General features: G+C 44.1%; 25 protein-coding genes and 1 tRNA gene. 14 read left to right on the top strand and 12 right to left on the bottom strand.

Annotated elements, in window-relative coordinates; genetic code table 11:
• The first annotated feature begins 4 nt into the window (after nucleotides 1–4).
• The 4 genes from DW096_RS06765 (at nucleotide 5) to DW096_RS19545 (ending at nucleotide 2,217) form a co-directional block, all read left to right on the top strand.
• A complete protein-coding gene (locus DW096_RS06765; protein WP_016272768.1) occupies nucleotides 5–277 on the top strand; it encodes a hypothetical protein in 273 nt (90 codons plus the stop codon).
• 178 nt (nucleotides 278–455) lie between these two features.
• Complete coding sequence (locus tag DW096_RS06760; protein ID WP_007665899.1) at nucleotides 456–1,409, top strand: manganese catalase family protein; 954 nt, start codon at nucleotides 456–458, stop codon at nucleotides 1,407–1,409.
• 267 nt (nucleotides 1,410–1,676) lie between these two features.
• Nucleotides 1,677–1,967, top strand: a complete 291-nt coding sequence (locus DW096_RS06755; protein ID WP_016272770.1) for a hypothetical protein — start codon at nucleotides 1,677–1,679, stop codon at nucleotides 1,965–1,967.
• A 58-nt stretch (nucleotides 1,968–2,025) separates the two neighbouring features.
• Nucleotides 2,026–2,217, top strand: a complete 192-nt coding sequence (locus DW096_RS19545; protein WP_016278380.1) for a hypothetical protein — start codon at nucleotides 2,026–2,028, stop codon at nucleotides 2,215–2,217.
• A gap of 293 nt (nucleotides 2,218–2,510) precedes the next feature.
• On the opposite strand, the gene DW096_RS06740 is transcribed toward DW096_RS19545, so the two are convergent.
• A complete protein-coding gene (locus DW096_RS06740; RefSeq protein ID WP_081027343.1) occupies nucleotides 2,511–3,617 on the bottom strand; it encodes an IS256 family transposase in 1,107 nt (368 codons plus the stop codon).
• Between the two features lie 411 nt (nucleotides 3,618–4,028).
• Between DW096_RS06740 and DW096_RS06735 the strand changes: the two genes are divergently transcribed.
• The 8 genes from DW096_RS06735 (at nucleotide 4,029) to DW096_RS06700 (ending at nucleotide 12,557) form a co-directional block, all read left to right on the top strand.
• Complete coding sequence (locus DW096_RS06735; protein WP_021992115.1) at nucleotides 4,029–5,312, top strand: site-specific integrase; 1,284 nt, start codon at nucleotides 4,029–4,031, stop codon at nucleotides 5,310–5,312.
• 66 nt (nucleotides 5,313–5,378) lie between these two features.
• The gene (locus DW096_RS06730; RefSeq protein WP_007842332.1) at nucleotides 5,379–6,671 is read left to right on the top strand and encodes a YhcG family protein; all 1,293 of its coding nucleotides are present in this window, start codon (nucleotides 5,379–5,381) and stop codon (nucleotides 6,669–6,671) included.
• Between the two features lie 10 nt (nucleotides 6,672–6,681).
• Nucleotides 6,682–7,701: a hypothetical protein gene (locus DW096_RS06725; RefSeq protein ID WP_007842331.1), complete on the top strand. Its 1,020-nt coding sequence runs from the start codon at nucleotides 6,682–6,684 to the stop codon at nucleotides 7,699–7,701.
• Nucleotides 7,702–7,924: 223 nt separating this feature from the next.
• Nucleotides 7,925–8,233: a DUF3853 family protein gene (locus tag DW096_RS06720; protein WP_007842330.1), complete on the top strand. Its 309-nt coding sequence runs from the start codon at nucleotides 7,925–7,927 to the stop codon at nucleotides 8,231–8,233.
• A 14-nt stretch (nucleotides 8,234–8,247) separates the two neighbouring features.
• A complete protein-coding gene (locus DW096_RS06715; RefSeq protein WP_007852816.1) occupies nucleotides 8,248–9,324 on the top strand; it encodes an AAA family ATPase in 1,077 nt (358 codons plus the stop codon).
• Between the two features lie 216 nt (nucleotides 9,325–9,540).
• Nucleotides 9,541–10,500 carry a toprim domain-containing protein gene (locus DW096_RS06710; protein ID WP_007842328.1) on the top strand — a complete coding sequence of 320 codons (960 nt, stop codon included), beginning with the start codon at nucleotides 9,541–9,543 and terminating at the stop codon, nucleotides 10,498–10,500.
• A gap of 211 nt (nucleotides 10,501–10,711) precedes the next feature.
• Nucleotides 10,712–12,115, top strand: a complete 1,404-nt coding sequence (locus DW096_RS06705) for a hypothetical protein (protein WP_004308779.1) — start codon at nucleotides 10,712–10,714, stop codon at nucleotides 12,113–12,115.
• Nucleotides 12,116–12,203: 88 nt separating this feature from the next.
• Nucleotides 12,204–12,557, top strand: coding sequence for a nuclear transport factor 2 family protein (locus DW096_RS06700; RefSeq protein ID WP_004308780.1), 354 nt, complete (start codon nucleotides 12,204–12,206; stop codon nucleotides 12,555–12,557).
• Between the two features lie 284 nt (nucleotides 12,558–12,841).
• On the opposite strand, the gene DW096_RS19400 is transcribed toward DW096_RS06700, so the two are convergent.
• From DW096_RS19400 to DW096_RS06685, 4 genes are all read right to left on the bottom strand, one after another.
• On the bottom strand, nucleotides 12,842–12,994 hold the full coding sequence (locus DW096_RS19400) for a hypothetical protein (protein WP_005786088.1): 153 nt from the start codon (nucleotides 12,992–12,994) through the stop codon (nucleotides 12,842–12,844).
• A gap of 10 nt (nucleotides 12,995–13,004) precedes the next feature.
• Nucleotides 13,005–13,517, bottom strand: a complete 513-nt coding sequence (lnu(AN2), locus tag DW096_RS06695) for a lincosamide nucleotidyltransferase Lnu(AN2) (RefSeq protein ID WP_004308783.1) — start codon at nucleotides 13,515–13,517, stop codon at nucleotides 13,005–13,007.
• Between the two features lie 24 nt (nucleotides 13,518–13,541).
• Nucleotides 13,542–14,747, bottom strand: coding sequence for a macrolide efflux MFS transporter Mef(En2) (gene mef(En2), locus DW096_RS06690; protein ID WP_005786079.1), 1,206 nt, complete (start codon nucleotides 14,745–14,747; stop codon nucleotides 13,542–13,544).
• A 326-nt stretch (nucleotides 14,748–15,073) separates the two neighbouring features.
• A tRNA-Ser gene (locus DW096_RS06685) sits at nucleotides 15,074–15,158 on the bottom strand.
• Nucleotides 15,159–15,274: 116 nt separating this feature from the next.
• Here DW096_RS06685 and DW096_RS06680 point away from each other — a divergent pair.
• Nucleotides 15,275–17,812 (top strand): endonuclease MutS2, encoded by a 2,538-nt coding sequence (locus tag DW096_RS06680; protein ID WP_118930865.1) that lies wholly within the window; start codon nucleotides 15,275–15,277, stop codon nucleotides 17,810–17,812.
• A 57-nt stretch (nucleotides 17,813–17,869) separates the two neighbouring features.
• Nucleotides 17,870–19,081, top strand: coding sequence for an L-serine ammonia-lyase (locus DW096_RS06675; protein WP_005831694.1), 1,212 nt, complete (start codon nucleotides 17,870–17,872; stop codon nucleotides 19,079–19,081).
• A gap of 90 nt (nucleotides 19,082–19,171) precedes the next feature.
• On the opposite strand, the gene DW096_RS06670 is transcribed toward DW096_RS06675, so the two are convergent.
• From DW096_RS06670 to DW096_RS06640, 7 genes are all read right to left on the bottom strand, one after another.
• On the bottom strand, nucleotides 19,172–19,675 hold the full coding sequence (locus DW096_RS06670) for a PepSY-like domain-containing protein (protein ID WP_118930866.1): 504 nt from the start codon (nucleotides 19,673–19,675) through the stop codon (nucleotides 19,172–19,174).
• A 36-nt stretch (nucleotides 19,676–19,711) separates the two neighbouring features.
• Nucleotides 19,712–20,152 carry a PepSY-like domain-containing protein gene (locus DW096_RS06665; RefSeq protein ID WP_005832634.1) on the bottom strand — a complete coding sequence of 147 codons (441 nt, stop codon included), beginning with the start codon at nucleotides 20,150–20,152 and terminating at the stop codon, nucleotides 19,712–19,714.
• Between the two features lie 92 nt (nucleotides 20,153–20,244).
• A complete protein-coding gene (locus DW096_RS06660; protein ID WP_118930867.1) occupies nucleotides 20,245–21,534 on the bottom strand; it encodes a HAMP domain-containing sensor histidine kinase in 1,290 nt (429 codons plus the stop codon).
• The gene (locus DW096_RS06655; protein WP_005832639.1) at nucleotides 21,531–22,208 is read right to left on the bottom strand and encodes a response regulator transcription factor; all 678 of its coding nucleotides are present in this window, start codon (nucleotides 22,206–22,208) and stop codon (nucleotides 21,531–21,533) included. The genes DW096_RS06660 and DW096_RS06655 overlap by 4 nt, the downstream gene beginning before the upstream one ends.
• A gap of 49 nt (nucleotides 22,209–22,257) precedes the next feature.
• Nucleotides 22,258–22,806, bottom strand: coding sequence for a DUF4738 domain-containing protein (locus tag DW096_RS06650; protein ID WP_005831701.1), 549 nt, complete (start codon nucleotides 22,804–22,806; stop codon nucleotides 22,258–22,260).
• Between the two features lie 60 nt (nucleotides 22,807–22,866).
• On the bottom strand, nucleotides 22,867–23,340 hold the full coding sequence (locus DW096_RS06645; RefSeq protein ID WP_165853746.1) for a DUF4890 domain-containing protein: 474 nt from the start codon (nucleotides 23,338–23,340) through the stop codon (nucleotides 22,867–22,869).
• A gap of 305 nt (nucleotides 23,341–23,645) precedes the next feature.
• Nucleotides 23,646–25,718, bottom strand: a complete 2,073-nt coding sequence (locus tag DW096_RS06640; protein WP_118930868.1) for a fimbrillin family protein — start codon at nucleotides 25,716–25,718, stop codon at nucleotides 23,646–23,648.
• Nucleotides 25,719–25,797 lie beyond the last annotated feature (79 nt).

Here is a 25,797-nt window from a genome sequence, read left to right as displayed (position 1 = left end):
GAATATGAAATGGAACAATAAATGCCAATATACTCCCGCATCCCTGCGGGAAAAGAGTTATGAAGAACTGTACACGCTATGCCTGTCCGCCTATACAGAGGGCCGTACGGATGAGAGGAATAAAAGCTTGGAAGCGTATAGACTCAGGTGCAGCTGTCTGTTCGGAAACAAATGTATGGACTCTTCCCTTTCCGTGGGAGTGCGGAAAAGGATATGCGACGGAAATTGTCATTATATAAAGAAATATATGTCTGAACTGGACAAACTGGAGGAATAAAATTCATTTTCTCCGATCCTTTCTCATTTATATCTCTACCGACAACTTTACCCTCTTGACTTGATTGGACAAACCTCTTCCGGTCTGTACATACGGCCCGGCAAGGATATTCCTATCTTTAATATACAGATGTACATCTAAAATTAACCTGAATTATTAACTTAAAAATGAATCTGTTATGTTTTACCATGTAAAAGATCTTCAGTTCAATGCCCGTGTATCACAGCCGGATCCTCGTTTTGCTCGTGTGATGCTTGAGGCATTCGGAGGGGCCAACGGTGAGTTGAAATCCGCTCTACAGTACTTTGTACAGGCATTCAGTTGCCATAACCCCTACCCTGACAAATATGACATGCTCATGGATATTGCCACTGAGGAATTCGGCCATCTTGAAATCGTAGGTGCAACCATCCAGATGCTCCTCGGACCAGTAAACGGAGAAATGAAGGATGTATTGGAAGATACTCCTCTGCGTACCATGATGGGAGGAAAAGCAGGCAAAGAGGATCTTATCCACCAAGCCTTCACCAATCCTGCGTTTCTGGTAACAGCTCCCGGTAGTCCCGTACTGACCGATAGCAACGGGAACCCATGGTGTGCCACCTATGTATCGGCCAATGCTGACCTGACAGTGGACCTGCGTTCCAACATGGCGGGTGAAGCACGTGCCAAGATAGGTTACGAAAACCTTATCCCACTTACGGATGACCCACTTGTAAAAGAAACGCTCACATTCCTTATGACTCGCGAAGTGACCCATTTTCAACAGTTTGAGGCCGCTCTGGAAACTATTCAGCCTAACTTTCCTCCGGGAGTATTCCAAACATCCCCCCGATACAGTAACCTTTATTTTAATGATTCCAAAGGAAAGGAAGCCCGCGGACCATGGAACGAAGGCAAAAGTACGAGGCTCAAAGAAGAATGGCAATATATTGAGAATCCACTGGAGGAAGTCAGAAGTACTGACGGACTACTTCAACGTAAACCTAAAGGCACCAAACGTACGGAAAAGGAAGTACGCCAGACAGATGAAAAACTAGCCAAGGAACGGAGCAGCGAGATACTCTCCCATATCCCTAAAGGAGAAATGCGTTGGTGTGAATATGGAAATGCTAAGAACGGAAACAAATAAGACTTCCAGTTCTACTATTGTTTAACTTAAAAACTAAATTTTATGACAACAAAGAACGAAAAAAAACAGATGGAAGCAAAGGGTGGCAAAAAGTGTACCCAAAGCAAAGCTAAAGAAAGTAAGCCTGCTGCTTCAAACAAAAAATCGGAAAAGAAATAACTTGATCTTCCGACAGTATGAAGTCTAAATCTTCATCCCGGTGGAGAACTGGTTTCTCCACCGGAAATCCTAAAGCATATTGTATAACAAGCAAAAATAGAGAACTATATGAAAAAGATAATGTTTATCACACTGACAATTTTATTTGCACTGTCCGCATCATCCTGTCGGGACAAAAAAGAACAGAACCGGACAGAACAGCAGATTGAAAATGCAAAAGAAAACGTAAATGACGCATTAGACAAGGCCTCTAACAAAATAGAGGATGGTGCCGACAAAGTTAAAGATGCCTGGAAAGAAACCAAGAAAGACGTGCAACAAGGTACAGAAAAGGTAAAAAAAGAAATAAAAAAGGATTATAACAAAGCTAAAGATGAAGTAAAAAAGCAGCTTGATTAAGACTGCCATATAAGCCTTTATATCTCGATTTACTATCTCTCATTTAATTTATACAGGTATGAATATTCTTGCTATTTGGGTCGTTGGAATAGTTCTGACTATAAGATGCGCCTGGGAAATAGGTTGCCTGAGAATACCGAAAGAAAAAAAACTTATGGCAATCCTGCTGGTAGTCCTTACAAGCTGGATAGGAGCATTCCTCTATACTTTCTTCTTTAAAGAGAAGGTAGGAGCATGGCTAGACAGGTAATGACGAAAACCAAATTGGTAAGATATTCGGGTGTTTAAAGTTCTAATAAGAAAAGGACAGTGCGTGATGCATAGTCCTTTTGAAAATATGGCAAAAAAAGAATACTTGGATATGTTTATTTGATACAGTTTTAAGTTGTTATTTGACTGTAAACAGATTAAAAAGAATACACATGAAGTGTACACTGCGGGGGCGTAAAATAAACTGTGTCATGCGGCGTTTTCTTCCAAGCTCATCGGTCGGGGATCGGCCAGCGCCAAGGGGGTGCACCAGCACTCCCGACGAGCGTAAAGTTACAACAATTTAAATCTGTCTCCAAACTTTATCGCTAATTGTTGTGCGATGGCCGCCCAGTTGGCTATGGGCATGGTCCATTTCTTACGTATGTTGCGGTAAGCGAGATAAACCAACTTTTCAAGGGCGGTGTCGTTAGGGAACACGCCCTTGTTTTTTGTCACTTTCCGCACTTGGCGGTGATAGCCCTCGACTGTATTCGTGGTATAAATCATACGTCGTATATCCGACGTAAACTGGAAGTATTCAGTAAGCCTTTCCCAGTTATCCTGCCAAGACTTGATAACGATAGGGTATTTCTCACCCCATTTTTCTTCCAGATTAAGAAGTCCTGTCGCAGCGGATTCCTTATTTACCGCACCATAGACATGTTTCAGATCCCTCATGAACTCTTTTTGGTGCTTGCTGCCGACATACTTGACGGAGTTACGTATCTGATGGAAAATACAGAGCTGGACAATAGTATCAGAAAACACACTTTGGATAGCATCTGGGAAGCCTTTCAATCCGTCAACACAAGCTATGAGTATGTCACAGACACCACGGGTCTGCAAGTCTGTCAATACATTCAGCCAGAAGTTAGCGCCCTCATTCTTAGAGATATACATCCCTAACAGATCCTTATGTCCCTCGCTGTCCAGAGCCAGTACATTGTAAATCGCACGGGTTACGGCACAGCCTCTCTCGTCCATTACCTTATAATGGATGGCATCCATCCAGACTATCGGATAAACGCTCTCTAGGCTACGGGAACGCCATGCCTTTATTTCCGGAAGTACACGATCGGTGATGGCGCTAATCGTCTCGGCAGACACACGATTACCCAAGTTCTCCTCCATCCAGTCACTTATCTCACGTGTGCTGTTTCCCAAAGCATAAAGTCCGATGATGCGCTCTGCAACACCTTCCGCAAGAATGGTTTCACGCTTCTTTTCCAGAACCTTTCCTTTTGCCGCACTCCAGAATTCCGGAAGAATTGTTTTCTTCACTGAAGCATCAACCCGCACTCCATTCACTGTAATTCTCATCATTATCGGAGCCTCACCGTTCCGATTCAATTTCGTCCTACGAATGTAGAACAATAGACAAAATGTTGTTCTTTCCATCTTACTTGTTTTTTAATCACAAAACTAAATTTCCAAGAGCAACAAGTAAAGACACAAAACACTGATAAACAATCAATTATTTACTTAACAGGTGTACCTAACATTGAAGGTAATCAAGTACACCGAATAGTACACCGAAAGAATGCTTTGATATGCTTATTTTTGCTATGCACCAAAAACAAAAAATCCCCGTAAAGTATTAATTTACAGGGATTTTCTTTGTTTTGCAATTCTTTTCAGCGGAGAGACAGGCTCTCGAACCTATACATTCAAGAAATATCATAAAATTGCAAATTACTGATAATCACACACAATTTGGAATACATAGTAAATCTAAATCTTTCTGAATATCTTTTGCTATTCCAAATATTGGGTGTATATTTGGGTGTAGAATTTCAAACGCACCCAATTATGAATATCAAACGAAACATCATTTTTGCATTGGAAAGCCGGAAAAAGAACGGTGTGCCAATTGTGGAGAATGTCCCCATCCGTATGCGCGTCATATACGCAAGCCAGCGCATTGAGTTTACAACGGGTTACCGCATCGATGTAGCCAAATGGGATTCCGACAAGCAGCGAGTAAAGAACGGGTGTACCAACAAATTAAAGCAAAGTGCATCTGAAATCAATGCCGATCTGCTGAAATACTATGCCGAAATTCAAAATGTGTTCAAGGAGTTTGAGGTACAGGAAACCATGCCAACTACCCAACAACTAAAGGATGCATTCAACCTGCGGATGAAGAATGCCAACGAAGAACAGCAGGAAGAAGCACAGATAAGTTTTTGGGAGGTGTTCGATGAATTTGTAAAAGAATGCGGCAATCAGAATAACTGGACTGAATCCACATACGAAAAGTTTGCAGCCGTTAAAAATCACCTCAAGGAGTTCAAGGAAGATGTGACCTTTGAATATTTCGATGAGTTCGGATTGAACGAGTATATCAATTTCCTGCGTGACAAAAAAGACATGAGAAACAGTACCATCGGTAAACAAATGGGATTCCTCAAATGGTTCCTGCGATGGAGCTTCAAGAAAGACTATCACCAGAATATAGCATACGATACGTTCAAACCGAAATTGAAAACCACCCCCAAGAAGGTAATCTTCCTGACATGGGAAGAGTTGAACAGACTAAAAGACTATCAGATACCCAAAGACAAACAGTATCTGGAACGTGTCCGGGATGTTTTCCTGTTCTGTTGCTTTACCAGTCTGCGTTATTCAGATGTTCGTAACCTAAAGAGAAGTGATGTCAAGTCCGACCATATAGAAGTCACCACCGTTAAAACGGCAGATAGTCTGAGTATTGAACTGAACAAGTACAGTAAAGCCATACTTGAAAAATACAAGGACATCCATTTTGAAAACCACATGGCATTGCCTGTTATCAGCAATCAGAAAATGAATGATTATCTGAAAGAACTGGGAGAACTGGCAGAAATTAACGAACCTATACGTGAAACCTACTACAAAGGAAATGAACGTATAGATGAAGTTACACCGAAATACGCATTACTCAGCACACATGCAGGAAGAAGGACATTCATCTGTAATGCACTGGCTCTCGGTATTCCTGCACAGGTTGTAATGAAATGGACAGGGCACAGTGATTATAAAGCCATGAAGCCTTACATTGACATAGCAGACGATATTAAGGCCAATGCAATGAACAAGTTTAACCAACTCTAAAAGTATCAGTCAGTTTCACAGATTATCCATTATTAGAGTTATCTTTGTTAAGTAATAGTTAGTGATATGGAAAATAACAACGAACATAATATAAAGAAAGGTCATTTTGATGCCTTTGTCCATGCTGTCGGTTCGGAAATAGAACAGGCACAAGTCCGACTCATTACCGCAGCCAATGCCCAGATGTTGTTCCATTACTGGAAAATGGGGAATTATATACTGTACCACCAACACCTACATGGGTGGGGTGGTAAAATTATCAAAAAATTGGCACAGGCAATCAGATTCAATTATCCTGAAAAGAAGGGATATTCGGAACGTAATCTTACTTATATGTGCCAGTTTGCCCGTTTATATCCGTTAAATGTACTTCGTAGTTTTATTGAAGCAGATTCAATACTGTCGGTCCCAAATATTCAAAACATTACTAATGAAGTCCTTAAGCTCAATAGCGGACAATTTACGCAGGAGCTTACTGCGCAAATACAATCAGCTGATAATCAATCTTTAGAAATTACGCAGGAGGTTCCTGCGCAATTTCAGAATGTAGCAAAAACAGTAGCAACCATCTATAAAATAAAAATAGAGGATATAGAAGATTTATTCTTGGCGTCACCGATTGCAAGAATAAATTGGGCAAGCCATATGGTCATACTCAATAATCCGCTACCATTGGGCGTAAGGTATTGGTATATGAAACAATCTGTAGAAATGGGTTGGAGCAGTAATGTGCTGAAAATGCAGATTGAAAGTAATCTGTATGACAGACAAATCAAGAGTAACAAGGTAAACAACTTCACTGCCACACTTCCGGCACCTCAAAGCGATCTTGCCAATTATCTGTTAAAAGACCCGTATATCTTTGACTTGGCAGGAGCAAAGGAAAAGGCTGACGAAAGGGATATAGAAGAACAGTTGGTAAAGCATGTAACCCGTTACTTGCTGGAAATGGGTAACGGCTTTGCTTTTGTTGCCAGACAAAAACATTTCCAGATTGGGGACAGTGACTTTTTCGCCGACCTGATCCTATATAATATCAAGCTCCATGCCTATGTTGTCGTGGAATTGAAAGCAACGCCATTCAAACCGGAATATGCAGGGCAGTTAAATTTCTATATCAATGTTGTAGATGATAAACTGAGGGGAGAAAATGATAACAAGACCATCGGTCTTTTGCTGTGCAGGGGTAAGGATGAGGTCGTGGCACAATATGCCTTGGCTGGATATGACCAGCCGATAGGTATCAGCGACTATCAATTGAGCAAGGCAGTACCCGAAAATCTGAAATCTGCCCTACCGAGTATAGAAGAAGTGGAAGAAGAACTGACCTTATTCCTTGACAAGGACAAGAACCCATAATATAAAGTATATGGCAGGAAAGATACAGACGATGATTCCCCAATATGGAGAACTCAACAGAATATACAGAGACTATATAGATAATTACGCTTTTTCTTTTGACAGGCAGAAATTCATATCGGATTTCTATCAGGAGTATAATGACATGAAATCCTTTGAAGCCGCTATCCTTGAACTGGTGCTTGACAAGCAAAAAGAGCAATACACCTTGATACTCAACAGCCTGAAAACTGAAATAGAAAAGAGCATACAGGCTTATGAGATACGCCCGTTAAGTGACAGAGCCATAGAACGTGCTTGCTATCAGCACATGGAAAGGTATTCTCAGGAAATTGAAGCCCAGCTGGATGTTACAAGAAGTCTGAGCAAGCCGCTGAATGAAGCCAACAACAGGTATGATTCCATTGGTTACAGGGAGCATACAGCCGAAGAGGAAAAACAGGCAGAGAAAGAATATGAACGCTGCAAGGCTGAATATGACAGGGAAAAAGCCAAACTGAACAAACTCTATGATCAGCAAAAGGCTGCAAGAACAGAGGCATTCCAATACATGAAGAACTGTTGTGCGGACATATACCGTCAAAGCTGCCTTTTTCTGGATATATTGAAGAAATACATTCCTGACGGAAAGCAAGAGAATAAATCAAGCGAGCCAATCAGTCAGCAGGAAACGACAGAAGAACAACAGGAATATTTCAGCATGAAATTACTTTCGCTCATTCATGAGGTGTGCATAGGAGAACAGTTCGAAGAAATTTCCGCACTGGATTTCTATGCCAATATGAATCTTCACCCCTGCAACTGTAAGCTGAAAATAAAACCGAGAGAGAAAATACGTGTATGCTATCTGATATTCCTGATGAGCGAGAAACTCTCCAAACAGGACAGGGACAAATGGAAAGACAGAATACTGAAACTGCTGGATATTGACGACAGCTACTACAAATCCAAGTACAAGGAGCCTGTTTCAGATTTCCCCAGTGACAGCAACCAAAATTTCGCCAAGGAAATGGAACATATATTCAGATAATCCGTAATATATCCTGATACTTTACGAAAGTTCCACTTTTACCACTCAAAATAATTTTTGAGTGGTATTTTTATTTTCTGATATTCAATAAGATACAATGATATTCAGTTTGTACCGTCCCCATCCTTACCACTCATAACCCTACCTAATTTTGCATCGTTCGAGAACAGAAATAACAGCCAGTGCGCAGGGCTGATTGTTTAACGACTAAATAGATTGGACGATGACAAATATCCAAGAATTATTATCAAAACCCGTCTGGCAGATGACAGGCGAAGAATTCATATTCCTGAGTAAGCACGCTTCAGGTCAGGCCGAAGCATTGCCGCAACCCGTTACAGACACGGAAAAGAAGTATGTGTACGGAATACTCGGTATAGCCAAACTGTTCGGGTGCAGTCTGCCCACTGCCAACCGCATAAAGAAAAGCGGTAAGATAGACAAGGCGATTACCCAGATAGGGCGCAAGATTATCGTAGATGCGGAATTGGCTCTTGAGCTTGCCGGGAAGAAAACAGGAGGACGGAAATAATGGGAGGTATGCTTATGGACTATATGAAAGAAATAAAGGAGATTTCGGCAGAACAGGCAATAATCCTTTGGCAAGCTTCACGCCTGAGTCTGTCGAAAATCTACGAAAAAGCACCTGAGATTCTAAAAGTGCAAGGTTCGGTCATTGGTACACTGGGCAATTTCAGTGCATCCATCGGCAAAGCCAAGAGTAAAAAGACTTTCAATGTATCGGCTATCGTAGCCGCCGCATTGAAAAACGGTACGGTACTGCGGTATGTTGCGGAACTACCGGAAGAAAAAAGGAAGATTCTTTATGTGGACACGGAACAAAGCCATTATCACTGTCTGAAAGTCATGAAACGTATTTTACGGCTTGCTGGTCTTCCTGATGACAGGGACAATGAACATCTGGAGTTTCTCGCTTTGAGGAAATACACGCCCGAACAGCGTATCAGGATTGTCGAACAGGCTATCTATAATACACCGGACATAGGGCTTGTAATCATAGACGGCATCCGTGATATGGTATATGACATCAACAGTCCGGGAGAATCGACACGCATTATATCCAAACTGATGCAGTGGACGGATGACAGGCAGATACACATCCATACGATACTCCACCAGAACAAAGGCGATGAAAACGCAAGAGGGCATATCGGTACGGAGCTGAACAACAAGGCGGAAACCGTTCTGCTGGTGGAAAAGGACAAGAGCAACGGGGATATAAGCAATGTTTCAGCCATGCACATCCGTGCAATGGATTTCGAGCCTTTCGCTTTCCGTATCAACGACAATGCATTGCCTGAACTCATAGAGGGGTACAGACCCGAAGCGAAGAAACCCGGAAGACCGGAAGAGGAAAAGTTTGACCCTTACAGACATATTAGCGAACAGCAGCACCGCATAGCACTGGAAGCGGCTTTCGGACTGAAAGAGGAATACGGCTACAAGGATCTGGAAACCTCCTTAATCAAGTCATATATGTCGGTAGGTGTAAAACTGAACCATCAAAAAGCGGTATCACTTATCACCATGCTCCGGAACAAACGGATGATAGTACAGGAGAACGGCAGGAAATACACGTTCAAGCCGGACTTTCACTATTAGACCGTATAACCTGTAATCACTTCACTTTATTCGGCAGGTCTATATATTAAGAATAAAGCGAAGCGGTTGTAGGGAATAGAAAAGCGCTTCACTTTATTACCGTATCCTATATATACGAAGATAAAGTGAAGTGATTATACAGACCGTACTTCATAAAAAAGTACGGGCGAAAAGAGAAATAAATATTCCAACCATTATTCAAACACTCATCTTATTATGGATATACAGACAGCAAAACAAATCAGGATAGCGGATTTTCTGTACAGTTTGGGATATTCTCCCGTCAAGCAGCAAGGTATTAACCTATGGTACAAATCCCCGTTACGGGAAGAGACAGAACCCTCGTTCAAAGTAAATACCGAGCGCAACCAATGGTATGATTTCGCAATCGGCAAAGGTGGAAATATCATCGCACTGGCACAGGAACTCTACTGTTCCGACTATGTGCCTTATCTTCTACAGAAAATCGAAGAACAGATACCACACATACGTCCCGTGTCTTTCTCTTTTGGCAAGCAATCATTTTCCGAACCGAGTTTTCAGCAATTGGACATTGTGCTGCTGGCTTCTCCTGCCCTGCTTGCCTACCTACAGGAAAGAGGGATAAACACGGCACTGGCGAAAAGAGAATGTAAGGAAGCCCGTTTCACCCACAACGGCAAACGGTATTTCGCCATTGCCTTTCCGAACATATCAGGCGGATATGAAATTCGCAACCGATATTTCAAGGGATGTATCGCACCAAAAGAAATATCCCATATCAGACAGTCAGGAAAACCAAGGAGTACATGTTACGTTTTTGAGGGATTTATGGATTACCTTTCCTTTCTTACTTTAAGGCTGGAAAGCTGTCCGCAATCACCCGACTTCGACAGACAGGATTACATAGTTCTTAATTCCGTAGCCAATGTTCCCAAGGCACTCTATCCGTTGGGAAGCTATGAGCGCATCCACTGTTTCTTTGACAATGACCGTGCAGGAATGGAAGCAATACAGCAAATCCGAAAGGAGTATGATGCTACCCGGTATATACGTGACGCCTCGCAAATCTACAGTGGATGTAAAGATCTGAACGAATATTTACAGAAACGAATAGCCGATAGGAAAGAGCAAGCGCAATCTGTCGAAAAGAGGAATGATACGCTATCCAAGAAACCGAAAGGCTTCCGGTTATAGCCCACTATAACTACACGCTTCGCTTTCGTAGTTGTGGGCTCTCCCGAGGGGATTAGGGCTTTGCCCTAATGACCCACTCAGGGCGTTTCACCCCTGAGAACCCCGAGCAAAGAGTGACCCTCTCTTTGCAATCTCCGCTTATGGGTTACCCCTAAGAACCCCTCTGCGAAAGCGAGCAAAGTAAATCAATTGTAAACAAAGGAAAGAAGCTATGGCAACAAAATCAAGCATACATATCAAGCCTTGCAACATCGCATCGAGCGAGGCGCACAACCGAAGGACTGCCGAGTATATGCGTAATATCGGGGAGTCCAGAATCTATGTCGTTCCCGAACTTTCCACCGATAACGAACAGTGGATAAATCCCGACTTCGGCACTCCCGAACTGCGAACTCATTATGACAATATCAAGCAAATGGTCAAGGAAAAGACCGGACGTGCCATGCAGGAAAAGGAAAGGGAACGCAAGGGAAAGAATGGAAAGATTATCAAGGTGGCGGGATGTTCACCCATCCGTGAAGGAGTATTGCTTATCAGACCGGACACCACACTGGCTGATGTACGCAAATTCGGTGAAGAGTGCCAAAGACGCTGGGGCATCACTCCGCTACAGATTTTCCTGCATAAAGACGAAGGGCATTGGCTGAACGGTCAGCCGGAAGCAGAAGACAAGGAGAGCTTCCAAGTCGGTAACAGATGGTTCAAACCAAATTATCATGCTCATGTCGTATTCGACTGGATGAACCATGAAACTGGAAAGAGCCGAAAGCTCAATGACGAGGATATGGCAACCATGCAGACCCTTGCTTCCGATATTCTCCTGATGGAACGTGGACAGGCAAAAGCTGTCACAGGTAAAGAGCATCTGGAACGAAATGATTTCATCATTGAGAAGCAGAAAGCCGAACTGCAACGTATAGAGGAAACCAAGCGACACAAGGAACAACAAGTAAGCCTTGCCGAACAGGAACTCAAACAGGTAAAAGCAGAGATACGCACGGACAAACTAAAGAAAACAGCCACCAATGCTGCTACCGCCATAGCAAGCGGTGTAGGTTCTCTTTTCGGAAGCGGTAAGCTGAAAGAACTGGAACATCACATCGAGCAGCTACATCAGGAAATTACCAAACGGGACAAAGCTACTGATGAATTAAAAATTCAGATACAACAAATACAGGAACAGCATAGCAGACAAATTCGTAATCTTCAAAGAATACATAATCAAGAACTTGAAGCCAAAGACAAGGAAATATCACGATTGAGCACCTTGCTTGAAAAAGCCCACAAATGGTTTCCCATGTTCAAAGAGATGTTGAGAATGGAAAAATTATGCGCTGTTATCGGGTTTACCAAAGACATGATAGAAAACCTCTTGACAAAGAAAGAATCCATACAATGTAGTGGCAAAATTTATTCCGAAGAACACAGGTGGAAATTTGACATCAAGAATGATATTTTTAGGGTTGAGAAACATCCGATGGATAGTGGTAAGCTTATGCTGACCATAAACCGACAACCCATAGTACAATGGTTTAAGGAACAATGGGAAAAGTTACAGCAGAATCTACGTAACTCGGTGCAGAGAGAGCAAAAATCCAGAGGATTTAGAATATAGAATAGCCTATTATTAATAAAATCAAGTATCTATGCATCCAAACAGATTGTTTTTATTACAGAATCAAAATCCTAAGAATTTATAAAAAATGAAGCCTAAAGAAGTTTTGGAAAAATGGATAGATTGCTTTAACAAAGCAGATGCTTATCATATAGCAGAGCTGTATGCTACTAATGCAGTAAATCATCAAGTCGCAAACGAACCAATAATAGGTAAAGAATCAATCTACAAAATGTTTGTGAATGAATTTGCCACTGCTAAAATGGTTTGTATGGTGGAAAATATTTTTGAAGATGGCGAATGGGCTATCATGGAATGGAAAGACTCTCTTGGACTTCGTGGATGCGGATTTTTTCATGTAAAAGATAACAAAATCGTCTTTCAAAGAGGGTATTGGGATAAACTTTCATTCTTGAAGCAACACAATCTTCCAATTGAATAAGTACTATCAGAATACGGACTGGGAAATTGAAATACCCAGTCCGAGTTATATAATGAATTTTACTTGTTAAACTATTTAAAGTCAGTTGGATAACAAACCATACCTTTCACATTCTCAGTAGCTCCAGGTATTAATTCAGCCACCATGCAATATTCATGAGAGACTTCGAAAGGAAATTCAATTCCTAAATCGATAGCCTTGCGATAGCCAAATCGAGGATAATACTCTTTATGCCCCAATACGACTGCTGTGCCGTAACCCAAAAGTGCTGCCCTCTGATGGGCTTACTGAATCAACATCCCCCCCCCAATTCCCTTACGCTGGAATTCCGGCAAGACTGCCAATGGAGCTACACTCAGGGATGTGACAGACTGGGTGTCACTGTCTATCTTTACTTCTGTAAGTAAGATATACCAGACAATTTGTTTTTCTGTCATTTTCTTGTTCTTATCTAATTGTTAGGCTCATTGTTGTTATACATTGTTTAATTATAGATAAATCGTGAATATCCTTCTCTCTTAAATCGTAGCCCGAATGGAATACTTGTTGCCCTTTTGCAGAAATGCAAGGGATGCTTCTGCCTTCAAAGACTGCTGTTCCAAAATAGTCCGGTTGAAATTCATACCAGCCTCCATCCAAGTCGGCTTGTTTGGAAGTGCCGTCCGCATTCAAGACAAAAGGATGGATATCAATATAGCCTAATTCTTTGCTATACAGTTCCACACGGGTGGGCAACCAATTTGTTTCAATTTGATATCCTCTCTCCTGCAAAAGATCAAGGAGTTGGTCTGTATAATTGGCATCAAAATCAATGTCAATATCTCTATGCAAGCGGGTTTGCTGTCCGTACAAGACATCCACTCCCCAGCCTCCATCCAACCAAAACTGCATGTCCAGGCTTTCCAACAAGTCCAAAACTTGAAATAACTCTGTAATCGTAGTGTGTTCTTTCTTTGTCATATAATAATTCTTTAATAAATAATACTATGCGTAATTATCCAACTGCTTGATTGAAGAAATAAAATTTGCACCCACTCCAATCAGAAAGATAACCCATCCGCTGATCATAAAGACGGATGTGATACCCCATGCTTCCACCCAATATCCTGAAGCTACGATACCCAGCATTGATGGAAAGGTACTCAAACTAAAGATGAGAGAAAAAGTCCGTCCAAGCATGTCCGAAGCCAAGTTCTGCTGAATAATAGCGATGAAAAGCGCATGGTAAATGGAATAGGCTATGCCTCCTGTAAATGTTAGGCAAACAAAACCTATAAATGCGCTTGATGGTAAATAACTGGCGCTAATCAGATACAATCCCAATATCACATAAGCCGTATGCATCACTAATGTTTGCTTGCTTTTCAAAGCCTTACAGGCAAGTACTAAACCGCCCAACAATGCCCCTGAGCCCCAACCCATTTCCACAACTCCCATTTGCAAAATGTTTCCGTTGAAATGCAGAAGCGTCATAAAAGGAAATAACGTAAAAACAGGCATAAGGACAAAAGTCACCAGCGTAAAGCATACGAATAAAGGCAAAATGCCCATTGTACGCCGCAAGGTATGCCAACATTCCGTCAGTTCTTTTTTGAAATCTGGAAGAACTTTCGTTTTTTGAAGAGAAGGAATCTGGACACAAAGTAAGGTCAGACAAGCAGCAACAGCTCCGATCACATCTATGAGCAGAATATACTGTATGGGAAGCCAAACAACGAGGCTTGCCCCTACAACGGGAGCTATCACCTCACTGAAGGATTGAATGGAATGGTACAAACCTGATACCCTGACAAGATGGTGCTTGGGAACCAGTAGAGGGATGCTTGCCTGTAAAGCAGGTGCATGAAACGTACTGCCTATTGAACGACAAGCAGTCAATAGATAAAAAAAAGAAAGGTCTTTATAACCCTTGGTTATCACAATAAAAAGACATAGGGTACAGAACGCGATGAACAAGTCCGAATAAAACATCGTTTTCTTTCGATTCCATCTGTCAACATAGACCCCGGCAAACAAGCCTAATACAAATTGTGGTAAAAATCCAGCTAAAATAGCCAGAGATAAAGCTGTCGGGGATTTAAATTCGTTGCTAATCCAAAAAATAATGGAGAAGCCAACAATCGTACTTGTTAAAATAGATATGAGTTGGCCTATTCCTATCACGGCCAAAGTTGATTTCCAATGATTCATTGTGCTAATATTTCATGCGTTTATAGATAAGTACTTTCGTACATTAAGCAAAACGAAATTCTATCCACACAAAAAACTTGTATTATAATCCACTCCTGACGTTGGAATACAATAACAAATACTTTCAGGACGATGTAAAGTCCTGAAAAATCAAACTGAATGGATAGATAAATATTAGTCTTTTCTCATCGGATTCTTTTAATATCGCTACTCTTTTATTATGTAGTGGTTGTATTATCTTAAATAAAACAAAAACACCGACTTTACATTCTTGGGTGTAAAACTGGGTGTTTGTTTTGCAATCTGCTGATTTTCAGCGTTTGTTGCGGAGAGACAGGGATTCGAACCCCGGGTGCCTCGCAGCACAACGGTTTTCAAGACCGCCGCAATCGACCACTCTGCCACCTCTCCTAAAACTTCCTTTTCGGGAAGTGCTTTCCTCTTTAAAGCGGTGCAAAGGTACAAATCATTTTTAATTCTGCAAACTTCCTTTCTCTTTTTTCATGAATTAATAGTACTTTTGCACCATGATATATCCGCAGAACTTTGAACAGAAAATAGGTTTCGACCAAATACGCCAATTGCTGAAAGAAAAATGCCTCAGTACACTTGGCGAAGAACGGGTGATGGACATGGCATTCTCCGACCACTTTGGAGAGGTAGAGGAGCGTTTGGACCAAGTCACTGAATTTGTACGCATACTCCAAGAAGAAGACAACTTCCCGGCACAATACTTTTTTGATGTACGCCCGTCACTGAAACGCATACGCGTGGAAGGCATGTATCTGGATGAACAAGAGCTCTTTGACCTACGCCGTTCACTGGAAACCATACGTGATATTGTACGTTTCCTACAGAAAAGCGACGATGATGAGGAAGAGGGCGCTTCCCCCTACCCTTGTCTGAAAAGATTGGCAGGAGACATCACCGTTTTCCCACAGCTCATAGCAAAAATAAACGGCATCCTCTCTCCTTACGGAAAAATCAAGGACAATGCCTCTACAGAGTTGGCACGCATCCGCCGGGAACTGGCAAGTACTATGGGAAGTATCTCCCGCTCACTGAACAGTATTCTACGAAATGCCCAGTCCGAGGGCGTTGTGGACAAAGATGTAACGCCCACCATGCGTGACGGCCGTCTGGTCATTCCCGTTGCACCAGCACTGAAACGGAAAATACGCGGTATTGTACACGACGAGTCGGCCAGTGGTAAAACCGTATTCATCGAGCCTGCCGAAGTAGTGGAAGCCAACAATCGCATACGAGAACTTGAAGGTGACGAACGCAGAGAAATTATCCGCATCCTGACGGACTTCTCCAACCAGCTGCGCCCCTCCATCTCCGACGTACTGCTATCATACGAGTTCCTTGCCGAAATAGACTTCATACGTGCCAAAGCATTGTTTGCCGAGCAAATATCCGGACTGAAACCGGCTCTCGAAAACAAACAACTGCTGGACTGGACAATGGCGGTACACCCACTCTTGCAACTTTCTCTCGCCAAACATGGCAAAAAAGTCGTACCGCTTGACATCGAACTGAATGAGAAGCAACGTATCCTCATCATCTCCGGTCCGAACGCAGGCGGCAAGTCCGTCTGCTTAAAGACAGTAGGCTTATTACAATACATGCTGCAATCCGGACTACTCATCCCGATGCACGAACGCAGCCATGCCGGAATATTCAGCAGCATATTCATCGACATCGGTGACGAGCAGTCCATCGAAGATGATTTGAGCACCTACTCCTCCCACCTTACGAACATGAAAATCATGATGAAAAGCTGCAACGAACGGAGCCTCATCCTGATTGATGAATTCGGGGGCGGAACAGAACCCCAGATAGGAGGTGCCATTGCCGAAGCCGTATTGAAGCGTTTCAACCAGAAACAGACGTTCGGTATCATCACCACACACTACCAGAACCTGAAGCATTTTGCCGAAGACCACGAAGGTGTAGTGAATGGCGCCATGCTCTACGACCGCCATCTGATGCAGGCACTGTTCCAACTACAGATAGGCAATCCGGGCAGTTCGTTCGCTGTGGAGATTGCCCGCAAGATAGGTCTGCCGGAAGATGTCATCGCCGATGCCTCGGAAATTGTGGGCAGCGAATACATCAACGCCGATAAGTACCTGCAGGACATTGTGCGCGACAAACGCTATTGGGAAGGCAAACGCCAGACAATACGCCAGCGTGAAAAGCACATGGAAGAGACCATCGAGCGTTATCAGACCGAAATCGAAGATTTGCAGAAATCCCGGAAGGATATTCTGCGCAAAGCGAAAGAAGAGGTGGATCAACTGATGCAGGAAGCCAATGCACGCATCGAGAACACCATACGCTCCATCAAAGAAGCCCAGGCAGAAAAAGAAAAGACACGCCAGGCCCGCCAGGAGTTGACGGACTTCCGCGAATCAATGGAAGCGCTTGCCAACAAGGAACTGGAAGAAAAAATTGCCCGCAAGATGGAAAAGCTGAAAGAAAAGCAGAACCGGAAAAAGGAAAAGAAAGCAGGCGATGGAAAAGAGAACGGACCGTCTGCCCAGGCTTTGGCAGAACAGCAGGCGCGGAAAGAAGCGGAACGCCTCGCGGCAATCGTCCCCGGCTGCAACGTCAGAATAAAGGGACAGACCTCTGTGGGCGAGGTAATGGAAGTGAACGGCAAGAATGCGATTATCGCGTTCGGCAGCATCAAGACTACCGTCAAGCTGGACAGGCTGGAACGCACCAACGCGCAGCCCAAACAAGCTGACGTGTCCGCCAAAAGCACTTTCATCAGCGTCCAGACCCAAGACAGCATGTATGAGAAGAAACTACATTTCAAGCAAGACATTGATGTCCGTGGCATGCGTGGCGACGAAGCGCTGCAAGCCGTCACCTATTTCATTGATGATGCTATCCTCGTCGGCATGTCGCGTGTGCGTATCCTTCACGGAACAGGAACGGGTATCCTGCGCACGCTTATCCGCCAATATCTGGAAACCGTTCCCGGAGTGCGCCACTTTGCCGACGAACATATACAGTTCGGCGGAGCAGGCATTACCGTAGTAGACTTGAGTTAATGGATAATTGACAGTTGATAATTAAATCATAAATCTGAAATCATAAATCTGAAATATATGAAATCAATCAAAGAACTCTACCGTATCGGTACCGGTCCATCCAGTAGCCACACTATGGGGCCGCGCAAGGCAGCTCAGATATTCCTGGAAAGGCATCCCGAAGCAGCCGCCTTCCAAGTAACCCTATACGGAAGCCTCGCCGCTACCGGCAAGGGGCACATGACCAATGTTGCCATCACCGAGACACTGCAACCCGCAGCACCGGTAGAAATAATCTGGGAGCCCAAAATATTCCTGCCCTTCCATCCCAACGGTATGAAATTCGTCTCTTTGGACAGCGAAGGCAAGGAGACCGACCAATGGACCGTATTCAGCGTCGGCGGCGGTGCCCTGGCAGAAGAGAATGATGGAGCATCATCCGTAAACACCCCGGATGTATACGAAATGAACAGTATGACCGAAATACTGCAATGGTGTGAACGTACCGGAAAAAGTTACTGGGAGTACGTCAAGGAATGCGAGGAAAGCGACATTTGGGATTACCTGCAGGAGGTATGGAAAACCATGCAGGCTGCCGTAAAACGGGGATTGGATAGTGAAGGAGTCTTGCCCGGCCCTCTGAATCTGCGCCGAAAGGCTTCTACCTATTATATACGTGCCAGTGGCTACAAGGCTTCCCTCCAGTCGCGCGGACTGGTATTTGCCTATGCCTTGGCAGTAAGTGAAGAAAATGCGTCAGGTGGGGTCATTGTCACTGCACCTACCTGCGGTTCGTGTGGCATTGTACCGGCAGTGCTCTATCATCTGCAAAAAAGCCGGGAGTTCAGCGACACACGCATACTTCGTGCCCTTGCCACAGCTGGACTGATAGGAAACATCGTGAAGACCAACGCTTCCATTTCGGGAGCGGAAGCCGGATGCCAGGCAGAGGTAGGTGTAGCATGTTCCATGGCATCAGCCGCAGCCAACCAATTGTTTGGAGGCAGTCCGGCACAAATAGAATATGCCGCCGAAATGGGATTGGAGCATCATTTGGGTATGACCTGCGACCCAGTTTGCGGACTGGTACAAATCCCGTGCATCGAACGTAATGCCTACGCCGCCGCACGCGCCTTGGATGCCAACCTTTACTCCTCCTTCACCGACGGCATGCACCGCGTGTCATTCGACAAAGTGGTGGAAGTCATGAAAGAAACCGGAAACGACCTGCCCTCCCTCTACAAAGAAACCAGCGAAGGAGGACTGGCGAAGGATTATAAGCCGATGTAGTTAAGGATAAGGGATTAAGGATTAAGGGATTAAGTTTTCAATATGATTGCACAACACTAATGTCCTTAATCCCTTATCCTTAACTCTTCTCTAACCAAGTTTTACCGGCCAATGCGTATCATCCCTATTACCGCTCACATCTTTTGTCTGTAGCAAGCCGCCTTCTTCCGAATAGAACAATTGATACTCTGCATTTCCCTTTTCAACTTCAATGACAAACTGCATAGGCACTACCGGATACTCCAAAAGAACAATCTCCTCTATCTTCCAACCGGCATACTCACTGGCGCTGAAAGAGGTCTGTACTGTTCCCGGAAGATTATTCCAAAGCAATTCGGTTTCCGTCAGTTGCCATTCCGCCTGATTATTGAACCATACATCCTTTTCCTGCCCATCCACTTTACAATCTGCAACGAAATAGCCCCCTTTCTGTTCCCATTCCACATGGATTGCGGAAGGGTATTTGGACTTCAATGCTTGTGACATTGCTTCGGGCACTTTGACATCATCCTTGTCGTCATCATCACTGCATGCACCAAGTGCCAAGGCGGCGATGAACATCATCGCCAACATTTGAATCTTCATTCTCATCATTTCTCTATAAAGTTTAGGTTAATAGTTACTGGAGAATCAATCGTCCATGCTGACGAACTTTCCCTTTTTGTTGAACTTCAAAGAGTAGTCATTACCCAATTCAATTTCCACACCGGTACGTCCGCGTTCGATTTTAGTAATAATCTCTCTCGGGAAGTTAGCCTTCACATACTCCTTTACCGGAACCGGAATCAATGCTTCGGGAACAGCGGACTTCTTGCAATCCACTTCCAACCAATTTCCTTTCTTGTCGAAGTCTATTTCCGTACGGTCTGTCAACAGCACTTCATATTTTTTAGTCTGCAATATTTCACTTTCAATCTTGATGTGTGAAATGTGCGGTTTCGAGAAATACTGGTTGATAAAGTTGCGTGCCGTCAGCGGAAGCTGCTTGGCATCCTGAGTGATAACATCACCGGCAAAGGCAAACTGAACAGCTACAAGAGCCAACACAAGAATAGACAATACTTTCTTCATAATCGTTATTTTTTAATGTTACTAATAAATTTCATATTATTCACACTGCAAATAACGGTAGAGAATTAGGAAAGATTTGGGAATAACCGCAGTTAACGGTAAATTTTACTTTCTTTAACCAGACGGAAGGTATGCATACCATTCTGCCATTCATACGTGAGCTTCAATGAAGACGACAACGCAATGGAACGCGCTATGGCAAGCCCCAGTCCGGTGGAGTCCTTCTTGCCATCCATGCCATGATAGAAACGCCGGAACAACTTCTCTCCATCCAAAGGGGCATCCCCCGTATTCCTGATGACCAGAGAAGCGGGAGTAGTAAACACCTGCAACTCTCCCCCTTCCCTATTGTGCAGCAACGAGTTCTTCACCAGATTGGAAACCAGTATTTGCGCCAGCGAATGGTTGCAACGGATGATAAAAGGCTGCTCCTCCCGTTTTCGTATCAGTCTCACCTGCTTATGTTCATAGATATCCATCAGGTCGGGCAAGAGTTCATCCAATATCTCATCCACCGAAACATCTTCCATCTCGGTATACTGCCCGTTCTCTATACGGGAAAGCAACAGCAGGGACTTGTTCAGTTTTACGGCACGCCCCAGCGTGGCATATATCTCGTCCAGCTGCTCCATTTGCTGTTCCGTCATCCCTTCACTCTCAGCCAACAGTTCCACTTTTCCCCTCACGATGGCAAGCGGTGTCTGCAACTCATGCGAGGCATTCTCGATGAACTGCTTCTGCTCCTCGTATGCCTTGTAGCTGCGGTTACCCATATCCAATGCAGCATCGCTCAGCTGGCGGAACTCCCGTATCTTTGTCGGGTTGTCCAATGGAGGCACCTCCTTGCCGGGCTGAATGCAGTGCAGCCAGTCAAGCAACCTATGTAACGGACGGAACACTCCTCTCAGCACCAACTGGATGCCGATGGAAGTACAGATGAGAAACAGCAGGAACAGCGCTCCCAGATACCAAAGCATAGCCTCCACCATGTCATCCCGCTCCAAAATGGAAATCATCAGTTTCAACTCATAATATTGCCCGTCGGGCATACGGAAAGCGGTACACATGACACGTACCGGTTCGTCTTCGTCCTCCAGTTCGATATAAACCGTAGCATCATAGAACACTTGTCTGTAATGCCGCCCTTCCTCTTCGGATATAGGGGTGAACTTATAGAAAGACATCAACGAGCCTTCCGTCTCAAGTATAGAGGGGTCGTGAAGCGCACTCTCCATCAATATCTCACCGTAATTTTCCAACGTATCGTCCGTCTCATCCACCACCTCGTCAATGATTGCGTAATAGAACAGCACACCCCACACCGCCATCAACAGAAACAGCAGCAATGCAAGTTTGCGGTAGGTGTAGCCCAGCAATTTCATAGTTCGGAGAGTTTGTAGCCGAATCCATAGACGGCCTTCAGTTCTATGGTAGCCTCAGCCTGTTTCAACTTCTTGCGCAGGTTCTTCACTTGCGAGTAGATAAAATCCAACGAATCCGCCTGGTCTATATTGTCTCCCCACACCGACTCGGCAAGGCTCATTTTATTGATGACCCGGCCGGGGTTGACTACAAAATAATAAAGCAGGTCGAACTCCTTGCGGTTCAGTTGCAAGGGTTTTCCGTTTATCTCTACCTGCCGTTTGTCGGGGTAGAGCAAAAGGTTTCCAAGGGTGACGGTCACATCTCCCTTCGCCTGCCGTCGACGTATCAATGACTTGACACGTGCATTGAGTTCCGCCAGATGGAAAGGCTTTGTAAGGTAATCATCGGCTCCCAGTTCCAGCCCGTCCACCTTGTCGTCCAGCGAGTCTTTGGCCGAGATAATAAGCACACTGTCACTGCGGTGCAGCCGCTTCAGCTCACGCAGCAAGTCCAGACCGCTCCCGCCAGGCAACATGATATCCAGCAGAATGCAGTCGTAATCGTAGTCATTGATTTTATCCAATGCCGAAAAATAGTCGGCAGCGGTCTCTACAACAAACTTTTCTTTCAGGAGCGAAGTGCGGATGGTTTCCCGCAAATCTTGCTCATCTTCTACAATCAGGATTTTCATACCGGCAAAGATGGTCTATAAAACTGGAAACAATCTGGAAAACTATCCACTAATCAATGCTGTCTGTCTGATAGTCCTCCATCAGTTCCTCTTTTGCCATGGAGATTTTCCCGTCAGCCGTAATGGTCAGTCTGATGGGAACATAAAGGTCGGATTGCGGATAGCAGACGCTGGCCGCGTATATGATTCCTTGCGGAGTGGTCTTGTCATAGACCAGCCCCTCAAGAATAGAGTACTTCATGAACTTGGCATCCACCAACGAAGCAAAATTATCTTTGGTGAACACTTTATCCACCACCTGCTTCCCGCCGCACGTGATGCGCAAGGTGATACGGTTATCCACAAATTTCTCCCCCTGCTCGTTTTTCACTATCGGCAGAGATTCATCCGGCCGGCGCACTACAGAAGACTGATACTCTTTTCCCTTATACGTAAAGGATGTTTTTACATCAGACACCTGCATGCGCTGTGGGCCGGCAATTTCTGTACTATCCTGCATCAATACCTGCGTACCGTCTTTCTTATTCTTGTCTTGCGACGAACAAGCAGTGAAGAAGATGACCGATGCACACACTAAAATATAGACTATATTCTTCATCGTTCTGTTTTTTAGTAGTTGACCGGACAAAAATAGTACAAATTGAATGCAATAGAAAATTTATTTTCTTTTAGATTCCATTTTTGCTTTTCTATCCTGCACTTTCTTGCTGTATGCAGCATATTGTTCTTCCGTCATAATCTTCTGGAGCTGCGAATCATAAGCGGTACGGGCAGCGCGCTGCTCATCCGTCAATTGACGGCGCTTGCCATCTCTCTTAGGATGCTTGTCCGCTTTCGCATGAGGTCTGTCCGCATGGGCACAGCAACATGAATCGTTCCGGTTCTTGCCTTTCCTCCTATCCGGCCGGCGATGCATCGGCATATCTCCCATTTTATCGGCCAGTGTCAGATTAGCCTCCAGCAGTTGCTGCTTCTGCGTATCGTTCAAGGAATACTCCTTCACCATCCGTTCCGTCATGCGCTCGGCACGAACCTTCGAATCGGGCATTTTATCACTGCGACGGGCATGTTGCGCCATTACCATGCCACCCATCAGGAAGGCGGCCATCCATATCAAGACTATTCTTTTCATCATTTTTTCTCTTTTTAAATTAATACACTATATTAGTTATACCTATTGTGTTGCAACGTATCTATGACAAAAACAAAAGCGGGAAGTTTAACCACAACTTCCCGCTTTAACATAATAAATGAGGTTGAAAAGAATATTAAGGTTCGTCCGGATACTGTACGATAAAAAGAACGAGGATAGTTCTGATAAGACTATCCTCGTTCAACAAACAAACAAAACGTCTGCAAAATTGCATCTGCAGATTTACACCTACCCCGCTGGGTAAGTATCTCTTTAATGGCTTAAATATGCCATCTCATTATATTTCAATTAGCAGGCTTCTTACGTACAGCACGGACATGAAGATTAGTGGCACGGTTTTCTGTGTCAGTGCCACCGCCGACGACAAACTTGTATGCCGTAGCATTATCATCAACTGCTGTAGAAGTCCAATAGGCTTTGTCATTGAACAAAGGAAATTCGCTGTCGCTTATTTGAGAAGCCTCATCCTTTGCAGGAAGATACCATACTAAATTCTCCGAATTCAGAACCGCCCGTTCTGCACCTTCATTAATTACCTTATTGAATTTGTTTTTCATAGCGCAAGAGCGAGCAGCAAATTCAGTAGGATTCTGTGGTAGTTGTTTATCAGGTACACATCCCCAGCTTTCTAAATAACTCATTAAATTTGAAGCATCACTAATGCCTTCAAAATTATATAATTCATTTGTATTTGCACAACCATCGCTCATACTTTTGGCAACATCTAAAGTGGGTACTAAATCAAAATTAATAATAATGTCTGCACCGAATGTAACCAAACCGTCAATCACCACATAATCGGGCTTTTCCCATCTTACCAAAATGCCTAAAATTAAGCGTTCAAGCACATTTAAGTTGTTTGTTTTATAAGTTATTTTTGTTCCCTTTTCCCACTTAAATCCCCACGGATAATCTCCATCCTCAATTCCTTCGCAACCAAGCATCCCGTTCCAACTTGGGCATAGTTGTTCCACTGTAGCAGTTATAGGATCAGGCGTTGTACCGGTAGTGACCGGAGCAACTTGAAATTCTATATTACGGGATTCATTACCAATATTTTCAGTAACATAAACATAGTAAGTAAAAACACCACTACCTGTTCCGGTAATTTCAGCATTCCCTTTGTCCTCGTCAATCCAATAACCTTGTCTTTGCAATTCGGTTTGTATCTGTGTAAAATACACGGCATCGGGCAGGTTGGAAGTCAGTTTCCAGTTCCCCGTATAGTCTTTCACATTCACGGTAATCGGAAACGAGATGTAGTGAGCATCTTGTTTCTCTTCCGGAACTTCAATATCCATGTCATATTCCGGAGTAATGGACAGCTTGTAAGTAACGGTTTTGCCTATCGGCCATTCCGTTCCGGCTATCGAAGCAGAGAGTGTTCGATCCTGATTGCTCTGATTGTCGCGAAACACCACTTCTACCGTAGCTCCGTCAGCCAACACCTGCGGCAACATCATGAATGTACCCTCAGCAGTAGTAATTTCCGCACCGTCGGTTTCGCTACCGGACGTAACTTTGTCTAATGTCTGTGAAAAACCCGCAGTTCCTTCCGCCAGTGTCCATGGTGTCGCAGTGCCCGACATATCATAGGCACCGCTATTCTTGATGCCTTTCAGAGTTATACTCTTAACTGTGCCCGGCTGAATCTGACCGCCTACCACAAAACGGACAGCTGTGCAGATGTGCTTGAAAGTAAGAGGCACTCGCGTTTGGCTGTTACCATTCAGATAGTCGGTAGTAGCCACCACAATGTCTTTTTGGTTACCGACTTCGGCAGGAACGGTATAGCTCAGCACAGTACTTTCAGGAGAATCCGGTGCCACAATGCCAGCATCTGCCGGTGCATAAGCATAGAAACGAAGCGTATGACCGGCTCCCGGCCAATAGTAAGGCTGAAGGGTACTCCAGACATCGCCTCCCTTATTTGTTACCGCTTCGTCCATATAGAATTGCGACTGTAGCACGTTGCCTTTTTTCCAATAGGCCAGCACATTGAAACTTCCATAGGCATCCAAAGAAGTAATAGGCGCAGAGCGCGTTACTGTCTGTTCGCCATCGAATCCGGAAAAGCCACACCCGTCTGAAACGGTTGCACGGACACAGAGTGTATCTGCCACACCATCGTTTCGCAACACAAAACGCCGGGTGATACAGTCCTCCTCCTCACTACCGGATACTCCTCCTGTCAGGACACTCTCTGCCCGGGATACACCAAAACAAATGTTATCTCCGGCTTTCTCCAATTCATTTTCACCGGGAAGATGATTGCTGTCGCACGAGAGAAGCAAGACACCTGACAGTATGCCAACTATGCAACTTGCTGCTATACAGAAATTCTTATGTCTTTTCATTGCTGTAACTGTTTTTCTTACTAACACAGCAGACGGTCATTCCGCTGCTCTTAATTGTGAGTATAAGGGGACATTCAAC

The organism is Bacteroides sp. AM07-18, assembly GCF_003602695.1.
Lineage (GTDB): Bacteria > Bacteroidota > Bacteroidia > Bacteroidales > Bacteroidaceae > Bacteroides > Bacteroides uniformis.
The sequence above is the reverse complement of the archived record's forward strand: the minus strand, read 5'-3'. Positions and strand labels throughout refer to the sequence as shown.